Origin of the sequence: Microbacterium forte (assembly GCF_031885415.1) — a bacterium.
GTDB lineage: Bacteria > Actinomycetota > Actinomycetes > Actinomycetales > Microbacteriaceae > Microbacterium > Microbacterium forte.
The window spans coordinates 2,428,598-2,450,169 of record NZ_CP116871.1; the positions used below are offsets into that span (position 1 = coordinate 2,428,598).

The following is a 21,572-nucleotide window of genomic DNA, read 5'->3' on the forward strand; positions in this document are numbered from 1 at the left end:
ACAGCGCTGCATAAATCATGCATGCTGGACTGCATGCTGAGAATCGATCCGCCACTCCCGCCCATCGCGAGCCAGGGGGACGGAACCTACCCGCGCCCTCAGCTGGTCCGGAGCGAGTGGAGCGACCTGACCGGCCGCTGGGGCTTCGCCGTCGACGACGACGACCGTGGCATCCGCGAGCAGTGGTTCGCCAATCCCTCCTTCGACGCGTCGATCGTGGTGCCCTTCCCGCCCGAGTCGTCGGCGTCGGGAATCGGTGACCCCCGTCCGCACACGGCGCTGTGGTACCACCGCGCCCTCACGCACGACGAGGTGCTGGCCGCCGGCCATGGTGACGGGCGCCGACTGATCCTCCGCTTCGGGGCAGTCGACTACCGCGCCATCGTCTGGGTCGACGGGCAGCGAGTCGGCTCACACGAGGGCGGGCACACGCCGTTCGCAGTCGACATCACCGACGCTCTCGAGCGAGACGGCGGGGGCCATGTCGTGGTGCGGGTCGAGGACCGGGCGACGGATGTCGCCCAGCCCCGCGGCAAGCAGGACTGGCGTGACGAGCCCCATGCGATCTGGTACCACCGGACGAGCGGAATCTGGCAGCCCGTCTGGCTCGAATCCGTACCCGCCGGCCCGGCGATCGAGTGGATCCACTGGCGCGCGGATCTGCCGTCAGGACGCGTGCACGCGCGCATCGGTCTGACCACCACGCCGGCATCCGAGTGCGTGGTCGACGTCGAACTGCGTCATGGTGACACCCTGCTGGCACGCGCCTCGACTCTCGCTCGCGAATCCGAGATCGAGATCGACATCCCGATTCCGAGCCAGGCGAACGGACAAGCGTACGAAGAGCTGGTGTGGTCGCCGGAGAACCCGCGGCTCATCGACGCCGTCATCCGGACATCGGATGACGGGGCACCCCTGGACACCGTGTCGTCGTACCTCGGGCTTCGTTCGACGAGCGTCGATCGGCGCTGCTTCCTGCTCAACGACAAGCCGCGGTTCGTCCGTTCCGTCCTCAGTCAGGGATATTGGCCGGACACCCATCTCGCCGCCCCGTCGGCGCACGCCCTGCGCCAAGAGGTGGAGCTCATCAAGGAACTCGGGTTCAACGCCGCCCGGGTGCACCAGAAGTTCGAGGATCCGCGTTTCCTCTTCTGGGCCGACCGGCTCGGGCTCATGATCTGGGCAGAGGCGCCCGCCGTCTTCTCCTTCACACCGACGGCCGTCGAGCGCACGGTGCGCGAGTGGCTGGAGGTCGTCCACCGCGACGTCTCGCATCCCTCCATCGTCACCTGGGTGCCGCTGAACGAGAGCTGGGGCGTGCAGCACATCGCGCACGACAGCCGCATGCTGCACCACGCTCTGGCGCTCGTGCACCTGACGAAAGCCCTCGACCCGACTCGCCCTGTCGTATCGAACGACGGGTGGGAGCAGGCCGAGACCGACATCGTGGCCATCCACGACTACGAGGGCGACGGCGAGGTGATGGGCGCCCGATACAAGGACCGCGCCGCTGTCGACGAGATGATCACCGGCGTCGGGCCCGCGGGCAGACGACTCGTGCTCACAGGCGAGGTCGACGACGCGCCGGTGATGCTCACGGAGTTCGGCGGCATCTCGTTCGACGTGCACCGCACCGACCATGCCTGGGGCTATACGAGCGCCAGCTCCGACAGCGACTTCCGTGACCGACTGAGCTCGCTGATGGCCGGCATCCACGACAGCACCGCCCTCGCCGGGTACTGCTACACGCAGCTCACCGACACCCTGCAGGAGACCAACGGCCTCGTCGGCGCCGACCGGGTCCCCAAGCTCCCCGTGGACGAGCTACGCGCGATCATGGTCGGTCCGAGAGGATCCCAGCCGTGGGAGTGAGCGTCCGGGGGCGGGCCGGCGGTGCCGGGCATCGCCCCGTGCATCCCGGCTACTTCGCCGACCCCTTCGTGCTGCGTCTGCCCGACGACACCTACGCGGCGTACGGGACCAACCCGACGGCGAGGTCGACCGAGGAGGTCTTCGAGGTCCTGCTCTCACACGATCTCGAGACGTGGCGCAGTGCCGGTCTGGCACTGATGCGGCTCGACTCCGAGATGGGAGACGAGTACTGGGCCCCGGAGGTCTGCTTCCGCGACGGCTCGTGGTGGATGTACTACTCCGTCGGGCACGGCATCAGCGGTCATCATCTGCGCGTCGCCCGCGCGGCCGAGCCGACGGGTCCATTCCACGATCTGGGTGTCGATCTCACCCCTCACGAGACCTTCGCGATCGATCCGCACCCGTTCCAAGACGCGGACGGGGAGTGGTACCTGTACTTCGCGCGGGACGTGCTCGATGCGGAGCGACCCGGCACGCATCTCGCTGTCGCCCGCCTGCCCGCGCCGGCGCAGCTCGCCGACACGCAGGCCGTGCTCGAGCCCTACGCCGATTGGCAGATCTACGAAAGAGAACGCCCGATGTACGGCGGGACGTTCGACTGGCACACGCTCGAAGGACCCGCGGTGGTGCGCAGGCAGGGCGGGTACTGGATGACGTTCTCCGGCGGCGCATGGACGGGCCCCGGCTACGCGGTGTCCTGGGCGTCGTCAGCGAGTCCGCTCGGCCCGTGGGTCGCCGCACCGCCGACGGCGCCTCCCCTTCTCTCGTCGGGTGCCTCGCTGATCGGCCCCGGCCACAACTCGCTCGTCGTCGGGCCCGACGGGGGCGACCGCATCGCGTTCCACGCATGGAATGCGGATCACTCCGAGCGACAGATGCACGTCGCGTCGATCGACTTCAGGTCCGAGGAGCCGGCGCTGCTCGCGACCACCCCCGACAGCGGCGCCTGACCCACGGCGGGATTCACCGGACCGGGATCAGCCCGCGGCGAGCGCGGTCACGAACCGGTGCGCGAGACCGTCACCTGGATGCTCTTCATCAGCGGCTGGTCGCTCTGCACGCTGAAGTCCTTGCGTCCGATCAGCACGTTCATCTCGGGCATGTAGCCGGCGGCGCTGCCGCGCGGCAGGTCGTAGGGCACGGCACGGAACGCGGTCAGCATCCGCGTCGATCCGTCCTTCGAGGTCGACACGATGTCGACGAGGTCGCCCTCGACGAGACCGCGGTCGCGCATGTCGTCCTCATGCAGGAACACGAGCTCTCGCAGGTTCTTCACGCCCCGGTAGCGGTCGTCATTCGAGTAGATCGTGGTGTTCCACTGATCATGCGAGCGCATGGTCTGCAGCACCAGGGTCTCGGACGACTCGGGGATGACGTTCGGCAGCGGCGCGTGCGAGAACTCGGCACGACCCGACGGGGTCTCGAACACCCGCTCCCGCGCCGGCTGGGGGATCCGGAACCCGTGCCTGTCGCGGATCAGCTCGTTGAACCCCTCGAACCCGGGCAGCACCTTCGCCATCACATCGCGGATGTTGTCGTAGTCGCCGACATACCAATCCCAGGGCGTGGCCGTGTGGGGCAGCGTCGCCTTGGCCATCCCGGCGATGATCGCCGGCTCCGACCTCAGATACGCGGATGCCGGCTGCTTGCGCCCCATCGAGAGGTGCACCATGCTCATCGCATCCTCGACCGTGACGCCCTGCGGGCCCTGAGCCTGCTGGTCGCGCTCGGTGCGACCGAGGCAGGGCAGGATCAGCGCCTTCTCGCCGTGCACGAGGTGACTGCGGTTGAGCTTGGTGCTCACCTGCACGGTCAGGCGGCACTTCTCGAGCCCCTGCGCCGTGAACGGGGTGTCGGGAGCCGCGAGCACGAAGTTGCCGCCCATGCCGACGAACACCTTCACGCGTCCGTCATGCATGGCCTCGATCGTCCGCACGGTGTCGAGTCCCGGATGCCGCGGCGGATCGATGCGGCAGGCGTCGGCGAGACGGTCGAGCCAGGCGTCCGTGGGGTGGTGGTCGATTCCGCACGTACGGTTGCCCTGCACGTTGCTGTGCCCGCGGATGGGTGAGGGGCCGGCGCCTTTGCGCCCGATGTTGCCGCGCAGGAACAGCAGGTTGACGATCTCGCGCACGGTGTCGACGCCGTGCTCGTGCTGGCTCACGCCGAGGCACCAGCTGATGATCGTGCGCTCCGACGCCAGGTAGACCGCGGCCGCCTGTCGGATCTGCTCTTCGCTGAGGCCCGACTGCGCGACCAGGTCGTCCCATGAGGTGGCGTCGACCAGCGCGCGGTACGCCTCGACCCCGTTCGTGAGGGTGCTGAGGAACCCGGTGTCGAGCACCGACGGGTCGGTGGCGGCGGCCTCGAAGACGACCTTCGACATGCCCCTGATGAGAGCGAGGTCGCCTCCAGGACGCACCTGCAGGTTCATGGTGCTCGTGCCCGTGGCCTTGAACCGCGCCATGTCGACGAAGTCGTGCGGCACGATGGTGCGGGTGGCGGCAGCCTCGACGAGCGGGTTGACGTGCACGACCTGGGCGCCGCGCGTCACGGCATCCGCCAGCGCGGTGAGCATGCGCGGAGCATTGGAGGCCGCGTTCACGCCGAGCACGAAGAGCGCGTCGCAGTCGTCCCAGTCGTGAAGGTCGACCGTGCCCTTGCCGGTGGCGATCGACGCTTTGAGCGCGCGACCGGAGGCCTCGTGGCACATGTTCGAGCAGTCGGGCAGGTTGTTCGTGCCGTACTCGCGCACCATCAGCTGGTAGAGGAACGTGGCCTCGTTGCTGAGCCGCCCGGAGGTGTAGAACGACGCCTCATCGGGGCTGTCCAGCGCCTGCAGCTCGTCGCCGACGAGCGCGAACGCGTCGTCCCACGAGATCGGCACGTAGTGATCAGTCGCCGCGTCGTAGACCATCGGCTCGGTCAGGCGCCCCTGGTCTTCGAGATCGAAGTCGGGCCAGGTCGCGAGCTCCGTGACGGTGTGCTCGGCGAAGAACCGACGATCCACCCGCTTGCGCGTCATCTCCCAGGTGACGTGCTTGATGCCGTTCTCGCAGATGTCGAGCTTCAGATTGCCGGGGTCGTCCGGCCACGCGCATCCGGGGCAGTCGTAGCCCGAGACCGGGTGGTTCATCTGCAGCATCGCGAGGGGACCGGCGATCGGCTCGCTCTCCCTCAGCACGACTCGACCCACCGACACCGCCGCGCCCCAGCCGGCGGCGGGGTGACCGTACGGCTTGCGCGACCAGGGCCGATCGGTGCGCGGACCGTAGCCGCCCTGACGCGGCTCGGCGGGCATCAGCCCGAAGGCCGTTCCGGCGGTTCCCGCGGTTCCGGCTGTTCCCCGGTCATCGAGCATGCTGTGCCCCTTCTTCGGCGTAAGCAGACGACGCGTGGCCGTCGATGCGCACCCGATGCGCGTGCGAGTAGATGTTCATCGATCGTCCGCGGACGAATCCGGCGAGCGTCACCCCTGACTCCTCGGCGAGCTCCGCTGCCAGAGACGAGGGCGCCGAGACGGCACTGAGCACAGGGATTCCGGCCATCGCGGCCTTCTGCACGAGCTCGAAGCTGGCCCGACCGGAGACCTGGAGGATCTGCCGGCGCAGTGGCAGCCGGTCGTTCAGCAGCGCCCAGCCGACGACCTTGTCGACCGCGTTGTGACGCCCGACGTCTTCGCGCAGCACGAGCAGTTCACCGGAGTCGGCGTCGAACAACGCCGCTGCGTGCAGACCGCCCGTCTTGTCGAATGCTGCCTGCTCCGCACGCAGTCGATCCGGAAGCGCGGCGATCTGCTCGGCATCGACCTGCACGTCATCCTGGTCGACCGGATGGCGAGACACCGTGCGCACCGCGTCGATGCTGGCCTTGCCGCAGACGCCGCACGAACTGGTGGTGTAGAAGCGTCGGGCAGCATCGGGGTCGGGAAGCGCCACGCCGCGAGCCAGGCTGATGTCGAGGACGTTGTACGTGTTCTCCTGGCCACCCGTACCCGGGCCGCCGCAGTGGATCGCCGAGTGGAGCTCGGCGCCGTCGGCGATGATCCCCTCGGACACGAGGAACCCGGCAGCCAGCTCGACGTCGTGCCCTGGAGTGCGCATCGTGACAGCGAGCGGCGAGCCCGCGACGCGGATCTCCAGCGGCTCCTCGACGGCCAGCGTGTCGGCGCGACGGCTCGCACCCTCGCCGAGGGTGAGCTTCAGAATCGGTCTCCGCGTCGTGATCCGCCCCACACCAGCGAGCGTACTCCGCGGTCACGGGATCGGATCGATACGTCATCGGGAGGCCGATACCTGGGTACCCTAAGCCCATGAGCGCGCCTCGCAACGCACGTCGGACACCCGCAGCCCTCGCCATGGCGGCGATCGTCGCCCTGGCGCTCACCGCGTGCACCGGCGGTGGAGGCGAACAGGGCACGACGAGCGACGGCGGCCAGGGATTCCCCGACGACGGCTGCACGCACATCGCGGTCGCCACCTCGTCTGAGAAGGTCAACATGCTCGACGAGCTGGCCGAGGCGTTCAAGGATTCACCTGAGCACGAGGGGCTCGAGACGTGCGCCACGGTGCGCCCGACCAACGTGTCGTCCGGCAACGCGACGCGCTTCCTGACCTCCGGCGAAGACTGGCCGAGCGATGACACGTCGCTCTGGCCCACCCTGTGGTCTCCGGCATCCACCGTCTGGACTGATCGCGTGGCGGCCGCCGCATCACCCAGCCTCGTGGGCGAACCGAAGTCGTTCACGCGCACGCCCGTGGTGTTCGGCATGCCCGAGCCGATGGCCACGGCCCTCGGCTGGCCGAACACCCCCATCAGCATCACCGACCTCGAGACCCTGTGCCAGGACCCCGCGGGGTGGGGCAGCGTCGGCAAGGACATCTGGGGGGCCTTCAAGATCTCGAAGACCAACCCCAACACCTCGACCACCGGGCTCTCGACCATCCTGATGCAGTCGTACGAGGCGACCGGCAAGCTCGAGGGACTCACCTCGGCCGATGTCGAGGCCGCTGCGGACTTCTCCCGGGTGTTCGAGGAGTGCGTCATCCACTACGGCGACACCACCGGAAACGTGCTCTCGACGCTCTATGACGAGACGCAGAACGGCTCCAACGGCTCGGCCTACGTCTCGGCCGTGGCGCTGGAGGAGACCTCGCTGCTGAACTACAACCAGGGCAACCCCGACTCGCACACCGTGCAGCCGGGCGAGACTCTGACGCCGCCGAAGACCAAGCTCGTCGCCGTCTATCCCGAAGGTGGCTCCATGTGGTCGGACAACCCGATCACCGTGCTCGGGGCCGATTGGGTGACGGCCGAGCAGCGCACGGCCGGGGAGGCCTTCGCCGAGTTCGTGCAGACGACCGCGGCGCAGAAGATCCTGCCCGAGTACGGCTTCCGCCCGCTCGACGAATCGGTGCCGCTGGGCGACCTGTTCACCCCGAAGTACGGAGTCGATCCCGCTCAGCCCGCCGTGACGCTGCCGAAGCCCGAGGTCGACGTGATCTCGACGGCGATCGACCAGTGGACGCAGGTGCGCAAGCCCTCGTCGGTGCTCGAGCTCATCGACATCTCAGGGTCCATGGACGACCCGATCGGCGACGGACGCTCGCGCCTCGACGGAGCGATCGAGGGTGCGCAGTCGACGCTGAACCACTTCCGCTCCACCGATGAGATCGGCGTCTGGGCGTTCACGACCGGCATCTCCTCCGACGAGGGTGAGGGCATCCAGGTGCTCCGCGACGTGAGCGCGCTCGGCTCGGACGGCGAGAAGCTCGACTCGTCGCTCGATGACCTGCGCTACGCGCAGCGCAACGGCACTCCGCTCTACGACTCGATCCTGCTCGCGTACGAGGCGATGAGCGAGCGGGCCGAACCCGGTCGCATCAACGCGATCGTGGTGCTCTCGGACGGCGAGGACACCGACTCGAGCACCTCGCTCGACTCGCTCATCGCCAAGATCGGCAAGAGCACGAAGGAGGGCGGAGATGACGCTCCCGTGCGTATATTCCCGATCGCGTATGGAGAGGGTGCTGACACCTCGGCACTGCAGCGCATCGCGGATGTGACGGGCGGACAGCTCTTCGACGCCTCGGACGCCGAACGCATCGACCTCGTCTTCGCCTCCGTGATCAACAACTTCTGAGGTCTCGCGATGCCGTATCTCTCCTCGTCGAACAACCCGTGGCTCGAGGATGCCGTCGCAGGCATATCCGGTCAGAACATCTACGTCGACCCCGATGTGTCGGGCGGACAGGCGCTGACCGACGCCCTCGCCGGGGTCGTTCCCGGTGACGGATCGATCGCGGTGGTCGTGCTGCCGGCAGAGGCCGACAAGACCACGCCCTACAGCAGCTACATCCTCGAGCGGCTGACTGCCGCGGGCGACCACGAGACCGTGATCCTCGCCGTCGGCGACGATCTGCAGGCGGCCTCAGCGGCGATTCCCAGCGATGACGCCCTGCGCATCGCGAACGAGAACGAGTCGTCAGGGGCGAATCTCCCAGACAAGCTCGTCGAAACGGTGCAGGAGATCTCGGCCGAGACCCCGACCTCATCGGGGTCTGATTCCGGTGTCGCCGGGCCGGTGATCCCGCTGGTGATCGGAGGCGTGGTTCTCGTGGCAGCCGCCGTGACCGCTGCCGGCCTGATTGCGCGTCGTCGACGTCGCACCCCGGCCGTCTCGATCGACCCGGTGCCCGCCGGCATCCGTCTGCGAGTGAACCGTCTGCGTGAACTCCGCGCCGACTACGCCGCAGTGCCGGGCAGCCCGGTGGCGGCCGAGACGGCGGCGGGGATCGACGCCCTCGCCTCGCACGTCGAGCAGCTGTTCATCCGTCTCGACGCCAAGGCCGGCGAGGATCAGAGCGTGCTGGCCGAGGCCGAGTACTCCGACAAGCTCGCCCGCCTGGTCGCGGCCCTCGACCGCGACTACCTGCTCGACCTGCTCACCCGGCCCGACCTGTGGGATGCCCCCGACGAGCGCATCTCCGAGGTGCGCGAGGCGCTGTCGTCGGTGACCACCCAGATCGTCGACAACATCAAGCAGGTCAACGCCCGCAAGGGACTGCTGTTCCAGGTGTCGCTCGACTCGCTCATCGGTCGCAGCGAGCTGCGCGACTGGGAGCGTCAGTTCAAGCAGAGCTCCGGGGAGTAGTCACCGCTCAGCGCATCCGAACGGCGGCGTCGACCACACGACCGTCGACGAGGTGCAGCACCCCGTGCATGCGCGGAAGGTGCACGAGATCATGCGTGACGAGCAGCGTCGAGGTGTTCCGTTCGTCGGTGAGCCGCAGGATGAGGTCGATGATCTTGGCGCCGCGTTCCTGATCGAGGGCACTGGTCGGCTCATCGACCAGGAGAACACTCGGATCGTTCATCAGCGCTCGTGCGATGTTGACTCGCTGACGCTGTCCGCCCGAGAGCTGGTGCGGCCTCTTGTGGCCGTGCTCGGCGAGGCCGACCGCGGCGAGCAGTTCATCCGCGCGAGCTGCCGCCGTGGCGCGATCGCGCCGGCTGTGCGGCGCCCCGAGTTCGTTCATGACGCTCAGCTGCTCGCGGGCGGTCAACGACGGGATGAGGTTGGGCTGCTGGAAGACGATCCCGATCCGGTCCCGCCGAAGACGCGTGGCCTCGGCCGGGCTGAGGGCCGTGACGTCACTCCCGTCGATGAGGATCTCGCCCGAATCCGGACGCAGAAGGGTGCCGGCGACGGCGAGCAGACTCGACTTGCCCGAGCCGCTCGGGCCCGTGATGCCGGTGACGGTTCCGGGATGGGCGGTGAGGGAGACGCCGTCCACGGCGGTCACCCGGGAGTCGCCGTCGGGGAAGGTCAGGGTGATGTCGTTCAGGCGGATCATCGGTTGCTCCCGAGGGCGGTGAGGGGGTCGGCGGAGGTGACGGAGCGCAGGGCGAAAGCGGCGCCTGCGAGGCCGAGGGCGATCATGATGCCCCCAGGAAGGAGGGTCGTGATCGGACTCAGCAGGAACGGGAGGGCGGTGCCGGCGAGCAGGCCGAGCACGGTGACGAGCCCCAGACCGATGCCGATGCCCACCACCAGCACGATCAGCGCCTGACCCAACGCATCGCGGATCAGAGACGGCGTGCTCGCGCCGAGCGCCTTGAGGACCGCGACGTCGCCCTTGCGCTGCATGGTCCACACGGTGAAGAAGGCCCCGATGACGAGTCCCGAGATGCCGAAGAGCATCGCCGCCATGAGCAGGAGGGAACCGATCTCGGAGCGGAAGGCGCTCAGCGCCGTCAGCGATCCGAGGGTCGTCTCCGAGATCGTGTCGTTCGCGGCATCCGCGGCATCCCAATCAGGGGCGCCTGTGACGGCGAGCACCGTGGCGTAGGCATCGGGGTTTCCCGTGGATGCCGAGTAGGCCTGCCAGTCGTGCAGGGTCATCTGAACGACGGGCGTATGGCTGTACCACGCGTCCCCCTCGACCGTCTCGACGTCGTAGGAGACGCCGGCGATCTCGATCTGCGCTCCGACCTTCACGCCGAGCGCATCCGCAGCGGGCACCGACAGGCGCAGCTGCCCGTCCCCGGAGGGCGCACCGGCGTCGAAGCCGGGCTCGACACCGAACACCGCGATCGCAGCACGGGTGTCGTCGGTCTCGGCGCGGGTCTGACTGATGCCGAGGGGGCGCGCGTCGGTCACGCCGGACGTCGCCGCCCAGTCGTTCGCCTGCTGCTCGGTGATCGTGGAGTCGGCGAAGCTCGCCGCATCGTCTCCGCCCGAGAGGGCGGAGAACACGATTCGGTCTGCGGGGAGCGCCAGCACGCCAGAGACGTTCTGGATGGCGAGGCCCCCGGTAAGTCCACTGAGGAACCCCACGAGAAGGGTGATGAGGGCGACGACGGAGCCGATGAGGATGAATCGCCCCTTGGCGAAGCGAAGATCGCGTAACGCGACGAACATGACGGTTGCCTTTCCTGTCTCCGATGCGGCGACCATTCCACTCTCGTCGTCGGCGCCGTCGTGGTCATCGGCCACTCGGAGAGCGTTCCCCGGCCAGGATGAGTACGCCTCGATCGTCCTTTCGGACGATGCCGCGCTCGGTGCGTCGGCGTAGAGTTCGATTCATGGCGCATACCGCTCTGACCCCGGTGTTCGTGGGTCTGCGGACGGGCCTCCACGTCCTCTTCTTCGCCCTGACGGGGGTCGTCATCGCCCGCGCCGTGCTCGACCCGTCGGAGTCGAGCGTCGCCGCGATCGTGCTGGCACTGATCGTCGGCGTGACGTACGCCTCGGGTGTGCTGCTCGCCCGGCTCTCCCATGGTCGACGACCCGTGTCACTCGTCTGGTTGGCCCTGCTCTCGGCAGAGTGGCTCGGGTTGCTCTGGCAGAGTGCCGATGCCGCCTATCTCGTCTTCCCTCTGTTCTTCCTGTTCCTCCACCTGCTGGGACGCTGGGCGGGATCGGCCGCGATCCTCGTGTCGACGATCGTCGCGGTGTACGCCCTCGGCATTCACGGCGGGTGGAGCGTCGGCGGCGTGGTCGGCCCGTTCGTCGGTGCCGGCGTCGCACTCCTGATCGGCCTCGGCTACCAGGCTCTGGCGAAGGAGGCCCAGCAACGCGAAGCGCTGGTCAGTGAGCTGCTCGCGACCCGCGGACAGCTCGCCGCGCGGGAGCATGAATCCGGCGTCCTCGCAGAGCGCGCCCGCCTCGCCCGTGAGATCCACGACACGCTCGCGCAGGGACTCTCCAGCATCCAGATGCTGCTGCATGCCGCAGAGCGCGCCGACGACGCGCGCCCGGGGATCGAGCACATCAGGCTCGCTCGCGAGACGGCTGCTGCGAACCTCGTCGAGGCGCGGCGGTTCATCCGCGAGCTGACGCCTCCCCAGCTCGACGACCAGACCCTCGGCGGGGCGCTGCGCCGACTGGCCCGCACGCAATGGGCGACGCAGGGACTCGACGTGCAGGTGCGGGTGTCCGACACGGTCGTCCTGCCCATGCATCTGCAGACGGCCCTGCTGCGCATCACCCAGGGTGCGATCGCCAATGTCATCCAGCACGCTCACGCGAAGACGGCGACGGTCACGATCGGCATCGAGGACGACCACCTCCACTTCACCGTCGAAGATGACGGAACCGGGTTCGATGCGGAGATTCCTGCACCGGGGACCGCCGAGAAGTCGGATTCCTTCGGTCTGCGCGCCACCGCCGAGCGGGTGCAGCAGTTGGGCGGGAGGCTCGAGATCGATGCGGCACCAGGACGGGGAACGACGCTCACCGTCGACCTCCCTCTGACGGAGTTCGCATGATCCGCCTCGTCATCGCCGACGATCACCCCATCGTCCGCGCCGGTCTCACCGCCCTGTTCGGCCTCGAACCGGACCTGGAGGTCGTCGCAGAAGCGTCGACACCCGACGAGGCCGTCGCCTGCGCCGAGCGCGAGAACCCCGACGTGGTGCTGATGGACCTGCAGTTCGGCTCGCAGTCCCAGGCCACGGGCGTGGACGCGACGCGACGCATCCGTGCGCTCGAGGCTCCGCCCTACGTTCTCGTGCTCACCAACTACGACTCGGATGCCGACATCCTCGGCGCCGTCGAGGCCGGCGCGAGCGGCTACCTGCTGAAAGACGCCCCACCGCATGAGCTGACCGCCGCCGTGCGCGCGGCGGCAGCCGGAGAGAGCGCGCTCGCGCCGGTGATCGCCTCCCGCCTGCTCGACCGCATGCGCGCGCCCCGCGTCAGCCTCAGCAGTCGCGAGATCGAGGTGCTCGAGCTCGTCGCCGCCGGGCGATCGAACAGCGAGGTGGCAGAACAGCTCTTCGTCAGCGAGACGACCGTGAAGTCGCATCTCGCGCACATCTTCTCGAAGCTCGACGTCAGCTCACGCACCGCCGCGGTCTCGGAGGCCCGCCGGAAGGGCATTCTCCGCTGAGACCTGGAGCGTCCCGGGAGATCCGGGCCGGATCGAGTGCTCACACGGGAGCGAGTGGTTCACCCACCCCCGCAGGGATCTCCACCACGACCAGATCGCCGGGCTTCACGACACCGCCGGCGAGCACGACACCCATCACTCCCGCCTTGCGCACCGTGCGACCTTCGGAGTCGGTCCCGACGACCTGCTTCAGCAGACCAGACTCGAAACGATCGATCTGCAGACACGGGTTCCTCAGCCCCGTCACCTCGACCACGGCGTCCGCTCCCAGCCGCAGCAGCGTTCCTCGGGTGAGGGCGAGCAGATCGATCCCCTCGGTGGTGATGTTCTCGCCCAGATCACCCGGAGAGACATCCGCGTCGACCTCATCGAACAGTTCTCGGTGCATGAGATGAACCTGGCGGAGATTGGGCTGCGTCGGGTCGCGTCGAACCCGGGAGAGATGCTGCACCTCAGCCGGGCTTTCCGCTGATCGTGAGACGACGCAGACGCGACCTCAGGCGGCGCCGAGCAGTTCCGTCATCTTGGCGTAGAACACGGCGGGGTCCCCCGCGAGCGATGCCTTCACCATCGCGCTCCAGTCGTCGACGATCACCTCGATCGAACCGTCCGCGAGGCCGTCGAGTGACCGACGGGCCACGTCGCGAGGATCGATCTTGGGCCCGTCGTAGTTCGCCATGAGATCCGTGTCGGCGGCACCGAGATGCACGCCCTGCACGAGGGTTCCCTGACCGGCGAGCTCCAGCCGAACCCCGTTGGTCATGTTCCATGCCGCAGCCTTCGCGGCGGCATACCCTCCGGCACCCGGAGACGCGAACCACGACAGCGCCGACAGCACGTTCACGACCGCGCCGCCGCCGTTCGCAGAGAGGATGGGAGCGAACTCGCGGATCACGTCGAGGGTGCCCCAGAGGTGGGTGTCCATCTCGCGGCGCAGTTCCGACAGGTCGCCGGCCACCAGGCCGGCACCCGTGGAGATCCCCGCGTTGTTCACGACGACAGTCACGTCCTGGGCCACACCGGCCGCCGCGACGATCGATTCGTGATCGAGCAGATCGAGCCGCAACGGCACCACGCGCCGGTCGTCGAAGTCGAGCGTGTCGGTGCGGCGGGCAGTCGCGTAGACGGTTCGGGCACCGCGTTCGAGCAGTTCGAGCACGAACTGACGGCCGATTCCGCGGTTTGCTCCGGTCACGAGGGCGATCTGGTCGGTGACGTTCATGGGTTCCTTGCTTCGCTGGGATTGTGCGCTCTCCGGCCCGATCGGGCCGACACCACTACGCTAGAACTTGACGTTGACGTCAAGGTCAAGTCCCAGTCACGAACACGGAGGAACGGATGCGGATCGGCGAGGTCGCACGTCAGGCAGGGGTCAGCACGAGGGCGCTCCGCTATTACGAAGAGCAGGGGCTGCTCGCCTCGGAGCGCACGCCCAGCGGACAGCGCGAGTATGCCGTGTCGGCCGTTGAGCGCGTCCGACTCGTTCAGCAGTTCTTCACTGCGGGGGTGCCGAGCCGCACGATCGCGCAGCTGCTGCCCTGCGTCGACACCGGACACGGTTCCCCGGAGGCCTTCGCCCTGCTGGCAGCGGAACGCGATCGCATCACCGGCGCCATCGAGGGGCTCACGGCCGCCCGCGATGCCCTGGACCTCATCATCGACATCGCCCACAACCCCACGCCGGAACACTGCCCGGCCCTCCGGCACCCAGCGTGGGAACCACACGTCACCATCGAGGCGGCCGCAACCACGCACGCCCGGATCTGAGCTCGCTGAAGGGCCTCAGCGACCAGGTGCGACCGCGGCAGGCGCTCACATGTTGTAGACGGCGCGTCGGTGCGCGACACGTACGACCGTCACGAGCACCTGCTCATCGGTGACCTCGTAGAGAACCCGATAGTCGCCGACTCGGATTCTCCAGGCGTTGTCGTACCCGGCCAGCTTGCGGCATCCGTGTGGACGCGGATCGTGCTCGAGATCGGCCACCCCGCCGAGTATCCGTCGGCGAATCTGCGGGTCGAGCTTGCGGATGTCTCTGGCAGCCGCAGTCGTGAACTCGACCCGAAAGCGCGTCACGCGACTTCTGCGCGCAGCTCATCCAGCGACACCCGCTGACCATCATCAGCCGCTCGAGCGACCGCGAACTCGGCGGCGTCGCGGGCCGCCTCGAGTTCTTCGAGCAGCTCGAGGTCATCGACGCTGATCACCACGGCCGTCAGCTTGCCATGGCGCGTGACGCCCACGCGCTCTGAGCCATAAGCGACCCCGCCGAGAACATCGGCAAGGCTGTCACGCAGATCCTTCGACGGTACGCTGCGGGTGATCGTGTTCATATGTCGAGAATATCACTTATGTACATAATGCCGACATTCTGCCTCGCCGGCTGTTGTGAAGACACGGCCCTCAGGAAGCGGAAGGAGCAGCGGTGGAGGCGCGCACGATCAGCTGCGAGCCCAGAGTCACGACGTCGTCGATCGCCGTGCCGTTCATCGCCTGCAGCAGCAGATCCACGGCGAGCGCACCGCTGCGTTCGATCGGCATCCGCACCGTGGTGAGCGCTGGCGTGACCGCGCCGGCCAGGTCGATGTCGTCGATGCCCACGATGCTGATGTCGGCGGGGCAGCGCTTGCCGAGCTCGAGCAGTCCTGCCTCGAGTCCGAGGGCGACGAGGTCGTTGTAGGCGATCACGGCCGTGGCGCCGCTCGCTGCGGCCGGGGCGGCGGCCGCTCGGCCACCCTGGATGGATGCGGCGTGGTGGCTGAGGCCGGTGAGACGGATGCCGTGGCGCTCGCATGCGCGGGCCACGGTGTCGGCGCGACGCACATCGGCCCACGATCCGCGAGGACCCGCCGCGTACGCGATATGCGTGTGGCCGAGCGCTGCGAGGTGTTCGATCGCCTGCGCCGGCCCGTGCTCGGTGTCCATCAGCACGCAGGGGGCGCCGTCGATCTGGCGGTTCACCACGACGTAAGGGGTGTCGCCGACCAGTTCGAGCACGTCGGCATCGGGAAGGCGAGGGCTGCACAGCAGCATCCCGTCGAGCTTGCGGGCCTGCTCGATCTGCTCGCGCTCACGGCGCAGGTCTTCATCGGCGTCGAACAGCACGATGCGGTGACGCCCGTGCCACGCCTGCCCCTGGATCGCCTTGAGCAGGGTCGCGTAGACAGGGTTCGACACGTCGGGTACGACGACCCCGAACGTGCGGGTCGCGGTGGCTGACTGCGGGGTGGAGTAGCCGAGCTCCCCCGCGGCTTCGAGGACGCGACCGAGGGTGTTCGGCGCGAGACGATCCGGCTCTCCGAACGCGCGGGAGGCGGTCGCGATCGAGACGCCTGCTCGTCGTGCCACGTCCGTCAGCGTCGCTGCCATCTTCACCTCCCGCTCTCGCAGCAATCCTACGATCCCCCACTCGGATGTAAAACGTGTTGACAAGTTTGTACAAAAGATGCACACTGATTTGCATGACGATCAACGCCGATCACCCTCAGCGGTGCGCGGCCCCGAGCGAAGGAGCCACCGCGTGAGCATCCCAGCACCGGCCCTGCGCCGCACGACCTCTGCGACCGCATCCCCCCTGGTCGCCCCGACTGCTGCAGGCATCCTGCACCTCGGACTCGGCAGCTTCCACCGCGCACACCAGGCCGTCTACACCGCAGCAGCACTCCAGTCCGCCGGCGGCGACTGGGGAATCGTCGGCGTCGCATCGCGTTCACGCTCGATCGTCGACGCGATGCACGCGCAGGACATGCTCTACTCGGTCGCGACCATCAGCCCCGGCAGCACGTCGCTGACCATCCCCGGGGTGCACACCGACGCGTTCGTCGGCGCCGAGCAGCCCGAGCGCGTGATCGCGCAGATCGCCGACCCCGGCATCCGCATCGTGACCCTCACCGTCACCGAGAACGGCTACAGCTACTCCCCCGCGACGCAGCGCCTCGATCTCGACGACGACACCGTGCGCGCCGACCTCCGTGGCGGTGCCGCTCGCTCGACGATCGGCCAGCTCGCCCGCGGCCTGCAGGCCCGTGCCGCTGCCGGCGGCGCACCGATCTCGATCCTCAGCTGTGACAACCTCTCGTCGAACGGCGCGCACACCGAGAAGCTCGTTCGCGAGTTCCTGCACGAGCTGCCGGGCTCGGAGGGCGCAGATGCGCTCGCGTTCCTCGACCGCTCCGTCTCGTTCCCCTCGAGCATGGTCGACCGCATCGTGCCCTCGACGACCGCCGAGCTGCGCACCCGCGTGAGCGCCCTGCTCGGCGCCACCGACGACATCCCCGTGCCCGCAGAGCCCTTCACGATGTGGGCGATCGAAGACCGCTTCGCCGGCGGCCGCCCCGCCTGGGAGGCCGGCGGCGCCGTGTTCACCGACGAGGTCGGACGCTACGAGCAGATGAAGGTGCGGCTGCTCAACGGCACGCACTCCCTCATCGCCTACCTCGGTGCGCTCAGCGGAGTCGGCACGATCCCCGAGGCGATCGGACTCGACGGCATCGAGAGTGCCGCGCGCGCCGTGCTGCGTGACGAGTACGAACCCTCGATCGAGGTGCCGTCCGGCGTCGACATCCGCGCCTACGAGAGCGAGCTGTTCGAGCGCTGGGCCAACAGCGCCCTCGGCCACCGCACCAGCCAGGTCGGAACCGACGGCTCGGTCAAGCTGCGTCAGCGCATCCCCGAGCCGGCCATGCTCGCCATCCGCAACGGGGGGATGCCGCACCTGATCGCCCTGACTGTCGCCGGCTACCTGTCGTGCCTCGCTCCCCTGCCGGGCTTCGACCCCGGCCCGCACGCCGCCGCGATGACCGACGGCGCCCGCGAACGCCTCGCAGGATACGCGGCGAGCGCTCGCGACGGACGCGAGCTCGCGCAGCGCGTGATCGGCGAACTGCACCTGTTCGGTGATGAACTCGGATCTCAGGATGCGTTCATCACCCGCGTCGGCGAGCTCGTCGACACCATCCAGCGACGCGGCGTCGATGCCGCGATCGCCGATGCCGTCTCGGCATCCCAGACCACATCATCACTCACCGGCGCAGAGGAGATGCAGCCATGAAGGCTCTCGCCATCCACGGCAAAGAAGACATCCGCTGGGAGGACCGCGAGGTTCCCACCCCCGGCGACGGCGAGGTGCGCCTCCGCGTGAACTACGTGGGCATCTGCGGATCCGACCTGCACTACTACTTCCACGGCGCCAACGGCGAGTACACGATCCAGGAGCCGCTGACCCCCGGTCACGAGCTCTCGGGTGTCGTCGACCTCGATCCGTCAGGTCGCCTCGCACCGGGAACCCCCGTCACCGTGCACCCCGCGCGCTACGGCCCCGAGGTGCCCGGTCTCGAGGACCGCCCGCACCTGCGCCCCGGCGGTGACTACTTCGGCAGCGCCGCGGCGAACCCGCACCGTCAGGGCGGAGCATCCGAGCTGCTGATCGTCGAAGAGCAGATGATCCGCGTGCTTCCGGCTTCGCTTCCCCTCGAGCGCGCCGCCCTCGCCGAGCCTCTGGCCGTCGCGATCCACGCCGTGAACCTCGCCGGCGACATCGCAGGCAAGCGCGTGCTCGTGATCGGCGCAGGGCCCATCGGCCTCCTCGTCGTGGCCGCCGCCGTCAACGCGGGGGCATCGGTCGTCGGCGCCAGCGACGTGCGCGAAGAGCCCCTCGAGCGGGCGAAGAACCTCGGCGCGACCGAGGTCTCGCTCGTCGGCCGCGACACGATCGACAACGAGTCGTACGACGTGGTCTTCGAGTGCTCCGGCGTCGGAGTCGCCCTCACGCAGGCCGTCCGCGCCGCCCGCCGTGCCGGCACGATCGTGCAGGTCGGGATGCTCCCGAACGCCGATATCGGAGTGAACCTCGCCCCGATGCTCGCGAAGGAGCTGACCATCCGCGGCGCCTTCCGCTTCTCCACCGAGATCGACGACGCGGTCGCCCTGCTGGCCGAGTCCGACGCCCTCGACTCCGTCATCTCTCACGTCCTCCCGGCATCCGACGCCGTCCAGGCCTTCGAGCTCGCCCGCAACTCGTCCGCTTCGGCGAAGGTCCTGCTCTCCCTCTAGCGACACCCCACCCGACACCCGCCTGTTCCTGGTCCGAAGGAGTACCTCCCATGTCAGAACCGCAGACGACGGCCACCGCCGTCGACCCCGCCGAGAAGAGGTCGGTCAAAGACCTCGTCCGCGCCGCCATCTCCGGATGGCTCGGCACGGCGCTCGAGTTCATGGACTACCAGCTCTACTCGCTGGCCGCCGCGCTCGTCTTCGCCGACCTGTTCTTCTCCTCCGAGAACCCGGCAGTCGCCGTGGTCGCCGCGATGGCCACCTACGGGGTCGGCTACGTCGCCCGCCCGGTCGGTGCGTTCTTCTTCGCTCGTCTCGGTGACAAGACCGGCCGCACGAAGGTGCTGTTCTACACGATCCTCCTGATGGGTCTCGCGACCACCCTGATCGGCTTCCTGCCGACCTACAACCAGGTGGGCGTCCTCGCACCGATCCTCCTCGTGCTGCTGCGCATCGCGCAGGGCTTCGGCGCGGGAGCCGAGATCTCCGGTGCCGGCGTCATGCTCGCCGAGTACGCACCGGCCAAGCGCCGCGGCATCATCGCCTCGCTCGTCGCCCTCGGCACCAACTGCGGCACGCTGCTCGCCTCGGGCATCTGGGCCATCCTCCTCGTCGCCTACAGCGAAGACGAGGTCATCGCCTGGGCATGGCGCATCCCCTTCATCGCCAGCGCGGTCATCATGCTCTTCGCGATCTGGGTGCGCTTCAACCTCAAGGAGACCCCGGTCTTCGAGGAGCGCGACGACGTCGTCGACGGCAAGGCGCTCTCTCGCGACGAGGTCGTGAAGCTCGCCACCGAGACCAACGACATCCGCACTCTCGAGGCGCTGCAGCGCAAGCCGTGGAAGGCGTTCTCGATCGCGCTCCTGCTGCGCTTCGGCCAGGCCGGCAACTCCGGCATGATCCAGACGTACCTGATCAGCTACATCACCGTCGTGCTGCTGCTCGACCGCTCGATCGGCGTCAACGCCGTGATCGTCTCGTCGCTCGTCGCCTTCATCACCGTGCCGCTGTCCGGTTGGCTCGGCGATCGCTTCGGCCGCAAGCGCATGTACATGGTCTGGTCGATCGTCGCGCTCATCGTCATCGTCCCGACGATCCTCATGATCAGCAGCAAGGACACCGTGCAGGTCTTCGTCGGCTATGTCGTGCTGCACAACCTCGCGGTGATGAGCTTCGCATCGCTCGAGAACCTCACGCTGCCCGAGCTCTTCGGCTCCCGCAACCGCTACACCTTCACGGCCATGGCACGAGAGATCGCCGCCATCGTCGCGACCGGTGCGGGCCCCGTCATCGCCGCCGCATGGGTGTCGGCCGTCACCGGCTCGTTCATCCCGATCATCATCATGCTGTTCATCTTCACCCTGAGCGCGCTCGTCGCATCGATCTGGATGCCCGAGGTCGCCGGTCGCGATCTGACGGACCCCCGCGACGCGATCTGACCGAACCGCTCATCACGACCCGGGGTGCGGGCGCCCGAACGCCCGCACCCCCACTTCGACCCGCTTCTTCAGGAGAACGACATGACCATCGAGATCGTCGACGTCAACATCACCAGCCCCGGACGCAACTTCGTCACGCTCAAGATCACGACCTCCGACGGCATCGTCGGCCTGGGTGACGCCACTCTCAACGGACGCGAGCTCGCCGTCGCCTCGTATCTCTCCGAGCACGTCGCCTCGATGCTCATCGGCCGCGACGAGGACCGCATCGAAGACACCTGGCAGTACCTCTACCGCGGCCCGTACTGGCGTCGCGGCCCGGTGACCATGGCGGCGATCGCCGCGGTCGACATGGCGCTCTGGGACATCAAGGCCAAGAAGGCCGGGATGCCGTTGTACCAGCTGCTCGGCGGCGCCAGCCGCGAGGGCGTCCGCGTCTACGCCCACGCGTCGGGCACCGACTACGCCGCACTCAAGAACGCCATCACCGGCTACGAGGAGCTCGGCTACACCGCGGTGCGCGTGCAGACCGGCGTGCCCGGCCTCGGCCAGATCTACGGCGTCTCGTCGACGGGCCCCGGCGTGCGTTACGACTACGAGCCCGCCAAGCGCTCGGGCGACCGCCCCAGCGAAGAGACGTGGGACACCCGCAACTACCTCAACCACATGCCGGGGATCTTCTCGCAGATCCGCGAGGATTTCGGCGCCGACCTGCGCATCCTGCACGACGGACACCACCGGATGTCGCCGATCGAGGCCGCGCGCTTCGCGAAGGACATCGAGCCCTACGACCTGTTCTGGCTCGAGGACTGCACCCCCGGTGAAGACCAGACCGCGCTGCGCCTCGTGCGCCAGCACTCGACGACGCCGCTCGCGATCGGCGAGGTCTTCAACTCGGTCTTCGACTACCAGACCCTCATCACCGAGCGCCTGATCGACTACGTGCGCTCTGCCGTCACCCACACCGGTGGCATCACGGCCATGAAGAAGCTGCTCGACTTCGCCGCGATCTACGGCATCAAGTCCGGCATCCACGGTCCGACCGACATCTCGCCCGTCGGCATGGCCGCGGCGCTGCACCTCGACCTCGCGATCCACAACTTCGGCATCCAGGAGTACATGCCGCACAACGAGCAGACGCTCGAGGTGTTCCAGACCTCCTTCACGTTCGACAAGGGCTTCCTGCACCCCGGCGACAAGCCCGGACTCGGTGTCGACCTCGACGAGGATGCCGCGGCAGGCCACGACTACACGAAGGCCTACCTGCCGGTGAACCGTCTGCTCGACGGGACCGTCCATGACTGGTGAGGCC

20 protein-coding genes are annotated in these 21,572 nt (G+C 68.3%); 11 read left to right on the forward strand and 9 right to left on the reverse strand.

Annotation, left to right across the window (positions count from 1 at the left end):
• Nucleotides 1-33: 33 nt before the first annotated feature.
• A complete protein-coding gene (locus OB895_RS11650) occupies nucleotides 34-1,872 on the forward strand; it encodes a glycoside hydrolase family 2 protein (protein WP_228385612.1) in 1,839 nt (612 codons plus the stop codon).
• A complete protein-coding gene (locus OB895_RS11655; protein WP_228385611.1) occupies nucleotides 1,863-2,822 on the forward strand; it encodes a glycoside hydrolase family 43 protein in 960 nt (319 codons plus the stop codon). Before OB895_RS11650 ends, OB895_RS11655 begins: the two co-directional genes overlap by 10 nt.
• Nucleotides 2,823-2,869: 47 nt before the next feature.
• Here the strand turns inward: OB895_RS11655 and OB895_RS11660 are convergent, their stop codons facing one another.
• Both OB895_RS11660 and fdhD read right to left on the reverse strand, forming a co-directional pair.
• Nucleotides 2,870-5,233 carry an FdhF/YdeP family oxidoreductase gene (locus tag OB895_RS11660; protein WP_311877752.1) on the reverse strand — a complete coding sequence of 788 codons (2,364 nt, stop codon included), beginning with the start codon at nucleotides 5,231-5,233 and terminating at the stop codon, nucleotides 2,870-2,872.
• Entirely contained in the window at nucleotides 5,223-6,107 is an 885-nt protein-coding gene (gene fdhD, locus OB895_RS11665) for a formate dehydrogenase accessory sulfurtransferase FdhD (protein WP_079111905.1), read from the reverse strand. Before fdhD ends, OB895_RS11660 begins: the two co-directional genes overlap by 11 nt.
• A gap of 77 nt (nucleotides 6,108-6,184) precedes the next feature.
• Between fdhD and OB895_RS11670 the strand changes: the two genes are divergently transcribed.
• Both OB895_RS11670 and OB895_RS11675 read left to right on the forward strand, forming a co-directional pair.
• Nucleotides 6,185-8,014 (forward strand): substrate-binding and vWA domain-containing protein, encoded by a 1,830-nt coding sequence (locus OB895_RS11670; protein WP_079111904.1) that lies wholly within the window; start codon nucleotides 6,185-6,187, stop codon nucleotides 8,012-8,014.
• A gap of 9 nt (nucleotides 8,015-8,023) precedes the next feature.
• Nucleotides 8,024-9,025, forward strand: a complete 1,002-nt coding sequence (locus OB895_RS11675) for a hypothetical protein (protein ID WP_079111903.1) — start codon at nucleotides 8,024-8,026, stop codon at nucleotides 9,023-9,025.
• A gap of 7 nt (nucleotides 9,026-9,032) precedes the next feature.
• On the opposite strand, the gene OB895_RS11680 is transcribed toward OB895_RS11675, so the two are convergent.
• Nucleotides 9,033-9,728, reverse strand: coding sequence for an ABC transporter ATP-binding protein (locus tag OB895_RS11680; protein WP_079111902.1), 696 nt, complete (start codon nucleotides 9,726-9,728; stop codon nucleotides 9,033-9,035).
• The gene (locus OB895_RS11685; RefSeq protein ID WP_079113851.1) at nucleotides 9,725-10,795 is read right to left on the reverse strand and encodes an FtsX-like permease family protein; all 1,071 of its coding nucleotides are present in this window, start codon (nucleotides 10,793-10,795) and stop codon (nucleotides 9,725-9,727) included. The genes OB895_RS11680 and OB895_RS11685 overlap by 4 nt, the downstream gene beginning before the upstream one ends.
• Nucleotides 10,796-10,959: 164 nt before the next feature.
• On the opposite strand from OB895_RS11685, the gene OB895_RS11690 reads away from it, so the two are divergent.
• Both OB895_RS11690 and OB895_RS11695 read left to right on the forward strand, forming a co-directional pair.
• Nucleotides 10,960-12,144 carry a sensor histidine kinase gene (locus OB895_RS11690; protein ID WP_079111901.1) on the forward strand — a complete coding sequence of 395 codons (1,185 nt, stop codon included), beginning with the start codon at nucleotides 10,960-10,962 and terminating at the stop codon, nucleotides 12,142-12,144.
• On the forward strand, nucleotides 12,141-12,767 hold the full coding sequence (locus OB895_RS11695) for a response regulator transcription factor (RefSeq protein WP_079111900.1): 627 nt from the start codon (nucleotides 12,141-12,143) through the stop codon (nucleotides 12,765-12,767). Before OB895_RS11690 ends, OB895_RS11695 begins: the two co-directional genes overlap by 4 nt.
• Before the next feature lie 40 nt (nucleotides 12,768-12,807).
• On the opposite strand, the gene OB895_RS11700 is transcribed toward OB895_RS11695, so the two are convergent.
• Both OB895_RS11700 and OB895_RS11705 read right to left on the reverse strand, forming a co-directional pair.
• On the reverse strand, nucleotides 12,808-13,218 hold the full coding sequence (locus OB895_RS11700; protein WP_079111899.1) for an MOSC domain-containing protein: 411 nt from the start codon (nucleotides 13,216-13,218) through the stop codon (nucleotides 12,808-12,810).
• Nucleotides 13,219-13,263: 45 nt separating this feature from the next.
• The gene (locus OB895_RS11705) at nucleotides 13,264-13,989 is read right to left on the reverse strand and encodes an SDR family oxidoreductase (RefSeq protein ID WP_079111898.1); all 726 of its coding nucleotides are present in this window, start codon (nucleotides 13,987-13,989) and stop codon (nucleotides 13,264-13,266) included.
• Between the two features lie 116 nt (nucleotides 13,990-14,105).
• Here OB895_RS11705 and OB895_RS11710 point away from each other — a divergent pair, with 116 nt between their 5' ends.
• Nucleotides 14,106-14,534 carry a MerR family transcriptional regulator gene (locus OB895_RS11710; RefSeq protein ID WP_079111897.1) on the forward strand — a complete coding sequence of 143 codons (429 nt, stop codon included), beginning with the start codon at nucleotides 14,106-14,108 and terminating at the stop codon, nucleotides 14,532-14,534.
• Nucleotides 14,535-14,579: 45 nt separating this feature from the next.
• Here the strand turns inward: OB895_RS11710 and OB895_RS11715 are convergent, their stop codons facing one another.
• From OB895_RS11715 to OB895_RS11725, 3 genes are all read right to left on the reverse strand, one after another.
• On the reverse strand, nucleotides 14,580-14,843 hold the full coding sequence (locus tag OB895_RS11715; RefSeq protein WP_079111896.1) for a type II toxin-antitoxin system RelE family toxin: 264 nt from the start codon (nucleotides 14,841-14,843) through the stop codon (nucleotides 14,580-14,582).
• Nucleotides 14,840-15,100: a type II toxin-antitoxin system prevent-host-death family antitoxin gene (locus tag OB895_RS11720; protein WP_042540979.1), complete on the reverse strand. Its 261-nt coding sequence runs from the start codon at nucleotides 15,098-15,100 to the stop codon at nucleotides 14,840-14,842. Before OB895_RS11720 ends, OB895_RS11715 begins: the two co-directional genes overlap by 4 nt.
• Nucleotides 15,101-15,170: 70 nt before the next feature.
• Nucleotides 15,171-16,136, reverse strand: coding sequence for a LacI family DNA-binding transcriptional regulator (locus OB895_RS11725; RefSeq protein WP_042540981.1), 966 nt, complete (start codon nucleotides 16,134-16,136; stop codon nucleotides 15,171-15,173).
• 151 nt (nucleotides 16,137-16,287) lie between these two features.
• Here OB895_RS11725 and OB895_RS11730 point away from each other — a divergent pair, with 151 nt between their 5' ends.
• From OB895_RS11730 to manD, 4 genes are all read left to right on the forward strand, one after another.
• A complete protein-coding gene (locus OB895_RS11730) occupies nucleotides 16,288-17,817 on the forward strand; it encodes a mannitol dehydrogenase family protein (protein WP_228385609.1) in 1,530 nt (509 codons plus the stop codon).
• Nucleotides 17,814-18,818, forward strand: a complete 1,005-nt coding sequence (locus OB895_RS11735) for an L-idonate 5-dehydrogenase (RefSeq protein ID WP_079111894.1) — start codon at nucleotides 17,814-17,816, stop codon at nucleotides 18,816-18,818. The genes OB895_RS11730 and OB895_RS11735 overlap by 4 nt, the downstream gene beginning before the upstream one ends.
• A 50-nt stretch (nucleotides 18,819-18,868) precedes the next feature.
• Nucleotides 18,869-20,260: an MFS transporter gene (locus OB895_RS11740; protein ID WP_042540985.1), complete on the forward strand. Its 1,392-nt coding sequence runs from the start codon at nucleotides 18,869-18,871 to the stop codon at nucleotides 20,258-20,260.
• An 81-nt stretch (nucleotides 20,261-20,341) separates the two neighbouring features.
• Nucleotides 20,342-21,568, forward strand: coding sequence for a D-mannonate dehydratase ManD (manD, locus tag OB895_RS11745; protein WP_311877760.1), 1,227 nt, complete (start codon nucleotides 20,342-20,344; stop codon nucleotides 21,566-21,568).
• Nucleotides 21,569-21,572 lie beyond the last annotated feature (4 nt).

Bases quoted from the DNA above. Each gene is read 5' to 3' on its own strand.
- OB895_RS11695 (WP_079111900.1), top strand. From the start codon at position 12,141: ATGATCCGCCTCGTCATCGCCGACGATCACCCCATCGTCCGCGCCGGT.
- OB895_RS11740 (WP_042540985.1), top strand. From the start codon at position 18,869: ATGTCAGAACCGCAGACGACGGCCACCGCCGTCGACCCCGCCGAGAAG.
- OB895_RS11670 (WP_079111904.1), top strand. From the start codon at position 6,185: ATGAGCGCGCCTCGCAACGCACGTCGGACACCCGCAGCCCTCGCCATG.
- manD (WP_311877760.1), top strand. From the start codon at position 20,342: ATGACCATCGAGATCGTCGACGTCAACATCACCAGCCCCGGACGCAAC.
- OB895_RS11710 (WP_079111897.1), top strand. From the start codon at position 14,106: ATGCGGATCGGCGAGGTCGCACGTCAGGCAGGGGTCAGCACGAGGGCG.
- OB895_RS11705 (WP_079111898.1), bottom strand. From the start codon at position 13,989: ATGAACGTCACCGACCAGATCGCCCTCGTGACCGGAGCAAACCGCGGA.
- OB895_RS11690 (WP_079111901.1), top strand. From the start codon at position 10,960: ATGGCGCATACCGCTCTGACCCCGGTGTTCGTGGGTCTGCGGACGGGC.
- OB895_RS11660 (WP_311877752.1), bottom strand. From the start codon at position 5,233: ATGCTCGATGACCGGGGAACAGCCGGAACCGCGGGAACCGCCGGAACG.
- OB895_RS11650 (WP_228385612.1), top strand. From the start codon at position 34: ATGCTGAGAATCGATCCGCCACTCCCGCCCATCGCGAGCCAGGGGGAC.
- OB895_RS11685 (WP_079113851.1), bottom strand. From the start codon at position 10,795: ATGTTCGTCGCGTTACGCGATCTTCGCTTCGCCAAGGGGCGATTCATC.
- OB895_RS11735 (WP_079111894.1), top strand. From the start codon at position 17,814: ATGAAGGCTCTCGCCATCCACGGCAAAGAAGACATCCGCTGGGAGGAC.
- OB895_RS11680 (WP_079111902.1), bottom strand. From the start codon at position 9,728: ATGATCCGCCTGAACGACATCACCCTGACCTTCCCCGACGGCGACTCC.
- OB895_RS11720 (WP_042540979.1), bottom strand. From the start codon at position 15,100: ATGAACACGATCACCCGCAGCGTACCGTCGAAGGATCTGCGTGACAGC.
- OB895_RS11675 (WP_079111903.1), top strand. From the start codon at position 8,024: ATGCCGTATCTCTCCTCGTCGAACAACCCGTGGCTCGAGGATGCCGTC.
- OB895_RS11725 (WP_042540981.1), bottom strand. From the start codon at position 16,136: ATGGCAGCGACGCTGACGGACGTGGCACGACGAGCAGGCGTCTCGATC.